The 9,188-nt window shown below is 62.4% G+C and carries 9 protein-coding genes and 2 pseudogenes; 8 read left to right on the top strand and 3 right to left on the bottom strand.

The genetic code is table 11. The features are described from left to right. The 5 genes and pseudogenes from sucA to ACTHL0_RS25675 all read left to right on the top strand — a co-directional run. Positions 1-431: pseudogene (sucA, locus tag ACTHL0_RS25695) on the top strand (2-oxoglutarate dehydrogenase E1 component); the annotation flags it as partial. Between the two features lie 129 nt (positions 432-560). Continuing rightward, positions 561-1,823: a 2-oxoglutarate dehydrogenase complex dihydrolipoyllysine-residue succinyltransferase gene (gene odhB, locus ACTHL0_RS25690; RefSeq protein ID WP_440569889.1), complete on the top strand. Its 1,263-nt coding sequence runs from the start codon at positions 561-563 to the stop codon at positions 1,821-1,823. A gap of 131 nt (positions 1,824-1,954) precedes the next feature. Further along, entirely contained in the window at positions 1,955-3,385 is a 1,431-nt protein-coding gene (lpdA, locus tag ACTHL0_RS25685) for a dihydrolipoyl dehydrogenase (protein WP_440569888.1), read from the top strand. Between the two features lie 157 nt (positions 3,386-3,542). Beyond that, positions 3,543-4,640: a cell division protein ZapE gene (gene zapE / locus ACTHL0_RS25680; protein ID WP_440569887.1), complete on the top strand. Its 1,098-nt coding sequence runs from the start codon at positions 3,543-3,545 to the stop codon at positions 4,638-4,640. Between the two features lie 137 nt (positions 4,641-4,777). Further along, positions 4,778-5,188: a transposase gene (locus tag ACTHL0_RS25675; protein ID WP_440569886.1), complete on the top strand. Its 411-nt coding sequence runs from the start codon at positions 4,778-4,780 to the stop codon at positions 5,186-5,188. A gap of 133 nt (positions 5,189-5,321) precedes the next feature. Here ACTHL0_RS25675 and ACTHL0_RS25670 read toward each other — a convergent pair whose 3' ends face one another. Continuing rightward, positions 5,322-5,762 (bottom strand): DUF2147 domain-containing protein, encoded by a 441-nt coding sequence (locus ACTHL0_RS25670; protein ID WP_440569891.1) that lies wholly within the window; start codon positions 5,760-5,762, stop codon positions 5,322-5,324. A gap of 624 nt (positions 5,763-6,386) precedes the next feature. On the opposite strand from ACTHL0_RS25670, the pseudogene ACTHL0_RS25665 reads away from it, so the two are divergent. Continuing rightward, positions 6,387-6,527 (top strand): annotated as a pseudogene (locus ACTHL0_RS25665) (helix-turn-helix domain-containing protein); the annotation flags it as partial. Between the two features lie 57 nt (positions 6,528-6,584). Then, positions 6,585-7,364 (top strand): DUF2968 domain-containing protein, encoded by a 780-nt coding sequence (locus tag ACTHL0_RS25660; RefSeq protein ID WP_440569885.1) that lies wholly within the window; start codon positions 6,585-6,587, stop codon positions 7,362-7,364. 113 nt (positions 7,365-7,477) lie between these two features. On the opposite strand, the gene ACTHL0_RS25655 is transcribed toward ACTHL0_RS25660, so the two are convergent. Next, positions 7,478-8,176, bottom strand: coding sequence for a GntR family transcriptional regulator (locus ACTHL0_RS25655; RefSeq protein WP_440569884.1), 699 nt, complete (start codon positions 8,174-8,176; stop codon positions 7,478-7,480). Positions 8,177-8,237: 61 nt separating this feature from the next. On the opposite strand from ACTHL0_RS25655, the gene ACTHL0_RS25650 reads away from it, so the two are divergent. Continuing rightward, entirely contained in the window at positions 8,238-8,561 is a 324-nt protein-coding gene (locus ACTHL0_RS25650) for an antibiotic biosynthesis monooxygenase family protein (protein ID WP_440569883.1), read from the top strand. Positions 8,562-8,640: 79 nt separating this feature from the next. Here the strand turns inward: ACTHL0_RS25650 and hfq are convergent, their stop codons facing one another. Then, positions 8,641-9,138 (bottom strand): RNA chaperone Hfq, encoded by a 498-nt coding sequence (gene hfq / locus ACTHL0_RS25645; protein ID WP_440569890.1) that lies wholly within the window; start codon positions 9,136-9,138, stop codon positions 8,641-8,643. Positions 9,139-9,188 lie beyond the last annotated feature (50 nt).

Below are 9,188 nucleotides of genomic sequence, written 5' to 3'. Positions count from 1 at the left end.
TCCAGCCGGTGCTGGGCGAAGTCGATGGCGCGATCGATGCGAAGAAGGTCAAGCGTGTCGTCGTCTGCTCGGGCCGCGTCTACTACGATCTGCTCGCTCACCGTCGCGAAGCGAAGGCGAACGACGTCGCGATCGTGCGGATCGAACAGCTCTATCCGTTCGCGCACAAGCAGTTCGAAGCGGAGATCAAGAAGTACGACAACGCGACGGAAGTGGTGTGGGTGCAGGACGAGCCGCAAAACCAAGGCCCGTGGTTCTACGTCGAACACCACCTGAAGGAAGGCATGAAGGAAGGGCAGAAGCTGGCATACAGCGGCCGCCCGGCTTCGGCCTCGCCGGCGGTCGGCTACTACGCGAAGCACTACGAGCAGCAGAAGGCGCTGATCGAAGGCGCGTTCGGCCGGCTCAAGAGCGCGCAGATCGCCAAATAACTAGATTGAGGGTGAACCGGGAAAGCGCGAGTGTGCTTTCCCGCGTCGTATCCGGCGCGAGCAACGTGCGGTGCGACGCAAGACCCGGTTCGCCTCCCACACCAGATTAAAGAGTTCAGGAAAGATCAAATGGCTATTGTTGAGGTCAAGGTTCCGCAGTTTTCGGAGTCGGTTTCGGAAGGCACGATGCTTCAGTGGAAGAAGAAGCCCGGTGAAGCAGTGACGCGCGACGAAATCCTCGTCGAAATCGAAACGGATAAGGTCGTGCTGGAAGTGCCGGCACCGGATTCGGGCGTGATGGCCGAAATCATCGTCGCCGACGGCGCGACGGTGGAATCCGAGCAACTGCTCGCGAAGATCGACACGGAAGGCAAGGCCGGTGCAGCGGCTGCGCCGGCTGCTGCTGCGGCTCCGGCTGCCGCTGCCGCTGCGCCCGCCGCGGCAGCAACCGCCGCGACGGCATCGGCCGGTGCCGTGGCTTCGCCGGCTGCCGGCAAGCTCATGGCCGAGAAGAACCTCTCGGCGGACCAAGTGCCGGGCACGGGCCGCGATGGCCGCATCACGAAGGGCGACGTGCTGAGCGCAGGCGCCCCCGCCGCGCGCGCACCCGCCGCGGCTCCGGCTGCGAAGCCGGCCAAGCCGTCGCTGCCGGACGTCAAGGCGCCCGCGTCCGCCGAATCGTGGCTGCAGAACCGCCCGGAACAGCGCGTGCCGATGTCGCGTCTGCGTGCGCGTATCGCCGAGCGTCTGCTCGAGTCGCAGCAAACCAACGCCATCCTCACGACGTTCAACGAAGTGAACATGGCGCCAGTGATGGATCTGCGCAACAAGTACAAGGACAAGTTCGAGAAGGAGCACGGCGTCAAGCTCGGCTTCATGTCGTTCTTCGTCAAGGCAGCCGTCCATGCGCTGAAGAAGTTCCCGCTCGTGAACGCGTCGATCGACGGTAACGACATCGTCTATCACGGCTACTTCGATATCGGTATCGCCGTCGGCTCGCCGCGCGGCCTCGTGGTGCCGATCCTGCGCAACGCCGATCAACTGTCGCTGGCCGACATCGAGAAGAAGATCGCCGAGTTCGGTCAAAAGGCGAAGGATGGCAAGCTGTCGATCGAAGAAATGACGGGCGGTACGTTCTCGATCTCGAACGGCGGCGTGTTCGGCTCGATGCTGTCCACCCCGATCATCAACCCGCCGCAATCGGCCATCCTCGGTGTGCACGCCACCAAGGAGCGCCCTGTCGTCGAAAACGGCCAGATTGTCATCCGTCCGATGAACTATCTCGCGCTGTCGTACGACCACCGCATCATCGACGGTCGCGAAGCCGTTCTGTCGCTCGTCGCCATGAAGGACGCGCTCGAAGATCCGGCCCGCCTCCTGCTCGACCTGTAATGCTCGCGCCAATGCGCCTGCTTGTGCGGGAGCACGAGCAGGCGCAGGAACATCAGCACTTCAATCGCAATAAATGAAACCGCGGCGGCGTGCCATACGTCGCACGCCGCCGCGCAATCGAAAGGATTGTCATGTCTCAAGAATTTGACGTCGTCGTGATCGGCGCGGGCCCGGGCGGCTACATCGCCGCGGTGCGTGCTGCCCAGCTCGGCAAGACCGTCGCCTGTATCGAAAAGTGGAAGAACCCGGCCGGCGCGCTCAAGCTCGGCGGCACGTGCCTGAACGTCGGCTGCATTCCGTCGAAGGCGCTGCTTGCTTCGTCGGAAGAGTTCGAAAACGCATCGCACCATCTCGAGACCCACGGCATCACCGTCGGCGATGTGAAGATGGACATCGCGAAGATGATGGCCCGCAAGGACGGCATCGTCGAAAAGATGACGGGCGGCATCGAGTACCTGTTCAAGAAGAACAAGATCACGTGGCTCAAGGGCCATGGCAAGTTCGTCGGCAAGAACGAAGGCGGCGTGCAGATCGAGGTGAGCGGCGAAGGCGCGACGGAAGTCGTCACGGCCAAGAACGTCATCATCGCGACGGGCTCGAAGGCGCGTCACCTGCCGAACGTGCCGGTCGACAACAAGATTGTGGCCGATAACGAAGGCGCGCTCGCATTCGATGCCGTGCCGAAGAAGCTGGCTGTTATCGGTGCCGGTGTGATCGGCCTCGAACTCGGTTCCGTGTGGCGCCGCCTGGGTTCCGACGTGACGGTGCTCGAAGCGCTGCCCGCATTCCTCGGTGCGGCTGACGAGGCGCTGGCCAAGGAAGCGGCGAAGCTGTTCAAGAAGCAAGGGCTCGACATTCATCTCGGCGTGAATATCGGCGAAGTGAAGACGTCGAAGGACGGCGTGACGATCGTGTACAAGGACAAGGACGGCAACGCGCAGACGCTCGAAGCCGATCGCCTGATCGTCTCGGTCGGCCGAGTGCCGAACACCGATAACCTCGGTCTCGAATCGATCGGCCTGAAGGCGAACGAACGCGGCTTCATCGACGTCGACGATCACTGCCAGACCAGCGTGCCGAACGTCTACGCGATCGGCGATGTGGTGCGTGGCCCGATGCTCGCGCACAAGGCCGAAGACGAAGGCACGCTCGTGGCCGAAGTGATCGACGGTCAAAAGCCGCACATCGATTACAACTGCATTCCGTGGGTGATCTACACCGAGCCCGAAATCGCTTGGGTGGGCAAGACGGAGCAGCAGTTGAAGGCCGAAGGCCGCGAGATCAAGAAGGGCCAATTCCCGTTCTCGATCAACGGCCGTGCGCTCGGCATCGCGAAGCCGGACGGCTTCGTCAAGATGATTGCCGACGCGAAGACGGACGAACTGCTCGGCGTGCACATCATCGCGGCGAACGCGTCGGATCTGATCGCCGAGGCGGTCGTGGCGATGGAGTTCAAGGCTGCGTCGGAAGACATCGGCCGCATCTGCCATCCGCACCCGTCGTTGTCCGAAGTGATGCGCGAAGCGGCGCTCGATGTGGACAAGCGCGCGCTCAATAAGTAACGCTTTCTCGCTCGGCCATCCCGAGCTTGGCCTGTGTCCCCTCGGGGGACCGGCGTAGCGCCAGCCGGGGCGTAGCGCCATCGGCCGGCAAGCGAAGGGCCACGATGAAGGCGGGCAGGGCAGACCCCTCCCGCCTTTGTTTTTTTGTATCTGCACGATGAACGTCATCGAATACTACGAGCACGAGCTCACGACGCGGGGTTACGCCTCCGATACGGCGCAGCGAGCGGCTGTCGATCGTCTCCAGCAATGCTATTCGGAATGGGTGGCTTACAAGGCGCGTCGCTCGTCGGCGTTGCGCAAGCTGATCGTCCATCCGCAATTGCCCCGCGGCGTGTATATGTGGGGCGGCGTGGGGCGCGGCAAGAGCTTTTTGATGGACAGCTTTTACGCCGTCGTGCCCGTGCAGCGCAAGACGCGTATCCATTTTCACGAGTTCATGCGCGAAGTGCACCGCGTGCTCGAGGAACTGAAGGGCCAGGCCGATCCGCTCGACGAACTCGCGCGGCGGATGGCGAAGCGTTATCGGCTGATCTGTTTTGACGAGTTCCACGTGTCGGACATCGCCGATGCGATGATTCTTTATCGGCTGCTCGATCGGCTCTTCACGAACGGTGTGCAATTCGTGATGACGTCGAACTACGATCCCGACACGCTCTATCCCGACGGCTTGCATCGCGATCGCTTGTTGCCCGCGATCGAACTCATCAAGTCGAAGCTCGAGGTGCTGAACGTCGATGCCGGTGTCGATTACCGTCAGCGCACCCTGGCACAGGTGAGTGTTTATCACACGCCCCTCGGCGCGCAGGCCGATCGCGAGCTGCGCTCGGCGTATGCGCAACTGGCGGCGGTGCCTGACGAAAGCCCGATCCTGCATATCGAAAAGCGCGAACTCAAAGCACTGCGGCGCGCCGATGGCGTCGTATGGTTCGATTTCGCGACGCTCTGTGGCGGGCCGCGTTCGCAAAACGATTACCTTGAATTGGCGACGCGGTTTCATACGGTCATTCTCTCGGACGTGCCGCAAATGTCGCCGCGCATGGCGTCGGAGGCGCGCCGCTTCACGTGGCTCGTCGATGTCTTCTACGATCACAAGGTCAAGCTCTTGATGTCCGCGGCGGTGCGTGCGGAAGACCTGTACGTCGAGGGGCCGATGGCCAATGAGTTCAGCAGGACGGTTTCGCGTCTCGTCGAAATGCAATCGAAGGAATACTTGGAGACGCCGCGCAGGATCGTCGATACATCGTTGACTTAGCACCCGCGCGCCGGGCATCGACGTGAGCCGGCGCGGGTCCTGTTTTCACGCGTCGCGCTGCAATTTCAGACTATTCCGATAGGCAGCGCGCGCAGCCGAGCATATCGTGCCTTTTCCCTGTTTTGAGAGAGGCGCGGATGACTCCTTACAGCGATATCACGGACGAACAATGGGCGCGCATCATGCCGCTCTTTCCCGAATTCGGCCCACGAGGGCGAATCCGGGGGCGTCCCCTGACCGATACGCGCGCAGTGCTCAACGGCGTGCTATGGGTGATCTACAGCAACGCGGCATGGGCTTCGATGCCCAAACGCTACCCTGCCTATCAAACGTGTCACCGTCGTTTTACCGCATGGTTTGCGGCCGGCCTCTTCAAATGCGTGCTGACGCGGTTATACGGCGAGGCCGGCGTGGCGCTGTGCGAGACCATCAAAGCCCGCATGCGCGAAAAGCGTCCGGCGAAGCCGCGTACGCAGCCTTCGCCCGCTTTCGTCACCGTGGATTTGCCGAAACTGACCTACCTTGCTTCACTACGCCGCGCCGCATAACCACGCGCCGAAAGGGCGCCGGCACGGCCGTACCGATCGTCGTGCGAGCGGCGGGTGCGCCCGCCGCTTGGACGGCCGGCATAGGTAACGGCGACTTCGCCGGGCATGCGCGGCCGGCCTGCGGCATCGGGTGTTAGTTCTTCGCTTGCGCAGCCGAATCTTCTCGGATCCACGTTTGCGAACGGCCCAGCAGCGAAATGCCGATAAAGCCGCGCACGACGAGCTTCTGTCCGCCATCCTCGAGGCGCATGTTGCATTTGTAGACTTTCCCGTTTTCGGGATCGAGGATGTTGCCGCCGTCCCACTTGTCGCCGTCCTGCTTCATGCCCTTGATGATCGTCATGCCCAGGATCAACTGATCCTTGCGATCGTCGGTACAGGACGTACACCGTTTGTCAGGCGTGTCATGCGGATTGAGCCCTTTGATCACCTTGCCACTCAGCGTGCCGTCATCGCCTTGCGTAATTTGGACAAGCGCTTTCGGTTGATGCGTGTTGTCGTCGATCGTTTGCCAGACGCCAACCGGCGTATGGGTGCCCTGCGCGAATGCGGTGGCGGCGGCCGCGAGCAGCATGCCTGCTACCGTGGCGCGTTTAATGGCATGCCACGCGGTGGTTTTGGCTTGATGCGAGAAGTGCGTCATGTCTTCCTCCTGTTGATTAATCGGCTGTCGTTCGATGCGCAGCGGCGAATCGCTTCGCGTTGCGTCTTCTTTGAATCTTTGCAGGATACGCGCGAAATACGGCGCTCAATTGATAGTGGTACCTCTAATCAGAAGGGGCGGACAGGTCTGCCGACGACTGATGTTGCCACCGCTACGGGCCAGAATCATTGGTTTGGAGTGCTAATCATTTTGTCGCCCGGGTTGCCTTTGATCGGTGCGCTTTCCTGAAGCCCCGTTTTTGTTTGCTTCGCTTACCGTGCGTCGCTGTTCCCGTTCCCGTTCCCGCGAGACCAGGCGTGATACGGTGCCTACGACATGACGAACGCGCCGGAGCGCAGCGCGCGCGCTTCGCTGGCGGTGATCAGCGTCATCGGCAGAGGCAGAGGCAGAGGCAGAGGCAGAGGCAGGCTGCGCCATTGGCAGGCGCATACGGGGATGCCCTGGTATTCGCGCGCGCTGCCGCTCTTCGGCGGTGACGTGGATCGGCTCGGCAATGCCCGTTAAGGTCGACTTCCGGTTGGTGGCCGCGACGCGCTCGCCGCGCTCGCTGCGAACGCATGGCGGCGGCAGAACCCAGCACGATACCTCGGCATCAGTCGAAAAGTCTTGTGGGAAAAAATGCGGAAATACCAGATCTTCGATGAGGAGCCCGAAACGCGGGAAAGTGAGGGATAATGGCGCGCTTGAGTTAAGGCGTCTCATAAGTAGAACTATTCGTGCAGGAAACCACACATGAGCCACTATTCGCGTATGCGGGGGACCGCGCTTGCAGCGCTTATCGCAATCGGGGGATTCGGTATAAACGGCTGTGCCACGGCCCAATCGGGTGCGGACAGCGCCGCAAACGTTGCACCCGCAACGTCCGCACCGGCGGCACCCGCCGTCGCGGCGACGCCAGTCGCATCGACGCAGTTGTCGACTCCCGTGACCTCGGCGGACGAGCCCGTATCGGCATCGTCGGCTGACGACAGCTCGCAAGCTCAGGGTAATGTTGCTGAATTACAACGGCTGATGCATGACAACGCGCTCTCTGAGCTGCGCACGGCCTACAACGGCACGTACGGGGCGAGCTTGCTGCTTTACGGAAAGGACATGACGTACTACGTCGTGCTCTTTCAGCAGAAGAATGACTGGCGCGTGATCAAGACGACGAAGCAGGACTATGCGGAAGCCGTCTATGCGGACTTCGTGCGTCGCAGCGCGCAGCTTGCCGACGTCGAGATTCAGCGTACGGTGCTGGCCGCGCAGAAGACCTACACCGAAGCGCTGATCGCGCAGGCGCAAGCCCGAGCCGATCGTCTGCAGGCAGACCTCGACGTCGCACATAAGCAACAGGCGCTGGTCGCGAGCCGTCAGAAGCAGGCGCGCGAGGAAGCGGTCGCGCTGCAGACGCAGAAGGCGGCCGCCCAAGAGCAACTGAGCGCCGTGCGACAGCAGATCCATCTGTTGCAGCGTCAGACGGAGCAGGGCTTGCCGCGTTCGCATACGCATTCGCGCCACCGCACGCATTAAGCCGCGCGCGAAGTGGCGCGAGCGATTCGCGCCACCCGTCGAGATGCTGGAGCGCGTTGCCCTCGGGTGCGTGGCCTAACCTGACAGGCCGCGCACCGGCGGACGCTTTCGCCTCATTTCGTCCGCCGCGCGCGCGGTGGGTGCGGCGTGCGCGTGTTCGGCCGTTCCGCGAGCGCCTGTTCGACCACCTGCATGGCGATGCGTCTCGCGCTCGCCAAATGCTCGACCGTCATGGCACGGGCCGTGCGGGCGTCGCGGTCGCGACACGCCTGCAAAATGGCCGCGTGCTCGTCCTGGAACGCGGGCGTATCGGCGAGCAGGGTGCTTTGCACGCGTTCGTAGCGTTCCACTTGCCCGCGCAGCTCATTGATCGCCTTCAACTGCCGCGCATTGCCGCAGGGGGCATACAGCAATTCGTGAAACTCGCGATTGAGTTCGCCTTGCTTGCCGGACGTCTTCGCCTTGCCGAGCAGACGGTGCACGAGCTCGGCGCGCACGAGTGTTTCCTCGTCCATTCGCTTGACGGCACGGAACATAGCATCGCCTTCCAATAGCGTCCGCATGGCATAGATTTCCTCGACATCGGTGCGCGTCAACGTACTGACGACGGCGCCCCGGTTCGGATAGATCTCGATCAAACCTTCGGCTTCGAGCTTCTTCAACGCTTCGCGCAAAGGAATTCGGCTGACGGCGAAGCGCGCGGCAAGCTCGCGTTCGACGAGCCGCGTGCCATCGCACAGCTCGCCTCGCGAGATCGCATCACGCAGCGATTGCGCGAGTGCAGCGGCAGTGGAGTCGATCTTCGGTTGCATGGCACTCCTGCAAAATTAAGGCATAATGGTATACCAAACTACCAATGAAAGGGAGGCCGCGATGTCGTTTGCAGAAACGGGCGAAACGCCGTATTACGCCGTCATCTTCACGTCGATTCGCACGGATGGCGATCACGGCTACGCCGAAATGAGCGAGGCGATGGAGGCGGCTGCCCGCAAGCAGGCTGGCTTTCTCGGCGCCGAATCGGTGCGCGACGGTCTGGGGATCACGGTGTCATATTGGCGCGATTTGGAGTCGATCGCGGCTTGGAAAGCGGACGCGACGCATCTGATCGCGCAGAAGCTGGGACGAGAAAAATGGTATGAACAATACGTCACGCGCATTTGCAAGGTGGAGCGCGATTACACGTTCAAGCGCGACTGAATGAAATGCATTGCGCCGTTGCGGCCAGTAGGGCGGCAACGGCGCAGAGTGGGGGAGACCTGGTTGAACCTGCGAGTGCTTACTCGTCGCGGTCCGGCTCGTTCGTCCCGCTGGACTGGCTCGATTGGCTGCTTTGCAGCGTACTGAACGGACGGCGCCGGCGGGTGACCACCACCGGCCCTTCGGACGAGCGGTGCTCCGGGGCCGAAGGTGCGCCGTAGCCCTCCCGCGGCTCGCGCGGCTCACGGGGTTCGCGCGGTTCGCGCCCTTCGCGGGGCTCACGGGATTCGCGCGGGCCAGACCCTTCGCGCGAACCATGGCGTTCGCCATAGCCGCCGGTGCGCGGGCCGCGCGGGCCGGGGCGCGTACCCGTATCGATCTGGATTGTCGAGATGGCGCGTTTGTAGATGCCTTGCAACCCCACGGGTGTGCGCAGCATGACGAGATACTGATCGAACGACTCGATGCACCCCGTCAAACGGATGCCGTTGACGAGATAAATTTCGACGCGCTTGCGCTCCTTGCGCGCGGCGTTCATGAAGTCGTTCTGCGGATGCGATTCGGACGGATTCGGCATTGCTGGTACAGCAGCGAGGGCTGCTCCACGGTTGGTTGGCGGCTGCGCGA

This window comes from Trinickia sp. (assembly GCF_051961175.1).
Classification (GTDB): domain Bacteria; phylum Pseudomonadota; class Gammaproteobacteria; order Burkholderiales; family Burkholderiaceae; genus Trinickia.
Note: the sequence above shows the minus strand (reverse complement) of the source record. Positions and strands in the feature narration are given on the sequence as shown.

What these genes read in the sequence shown, in the direction of transcription:
- odhB (WP_440569889.1), top strand. Translation starts at nt 561, where the DNA reads ATGGCTATTGTTGAGGTCAAGGTTCCGCAGTTTTCGGAGTCGGTTTCG.
- lpdA (WP_440569888.1), top strand. Translation starts at nt 1,955, where the DNA reads ATGTCTCAAGAATTTGACGTCGTCGTGATCGGCGCGGGCCCGGGCGGC.
- zapE (WP_440569887.1), top strand. Translation starts at nt 3,543, where the DNA reads ATGAACGTCATCGAATACTACGAGCACGAGCTCACGACGCGGGGTTAC.
- ACTHL0_RS25675 (WP_440569886.1), top strand. Translation starts at nt 4,778, where the DNA reads ATGACTCCTTACAGCGATATCACGGACGAACAATGGGCGCGCATCATG.
- ACTHL0_RS25670 (WP_440569891.1), bottom strand. Translation starts at nt 5,762, where the DNA reads ATGCTGCTCGCGGCCGCCGCCACCGCATTCGCGCAGGGCACCCATACG.
- ACTHL0_RS25660 (WP_440569885.1), top strand. Translation starts at nt 6,585, where the DNA reads ATGAGCCACTATTCGCGTATGCGGGGGACCGCGCTTGCAGCGCTTATC.
- ACTHL0_RS25655 (WP_440569884.1), bottom strand. Translation starts at nt 8,176, where the DNA reads ATGCAACCGAAGATCGACTCCACTGCCGCTGCACTCGCGCAATCGCTG.
- ACTHL0_RS25650 (WP_440569883.1), top strand. Translation starts at nt 8,238, where the DNA reads ATGTCGTTTGCAGAAACGGGCGAAACGCCGTATTACGCCGTCATCTTC.
- hfq (WP_440569890.1), bottom strand. Translation starts at nt 9,138, where the DNA reads ATGCCGAATCCGTCCGAATCGCATCCGCAGAACGACTTCATGAACGCC.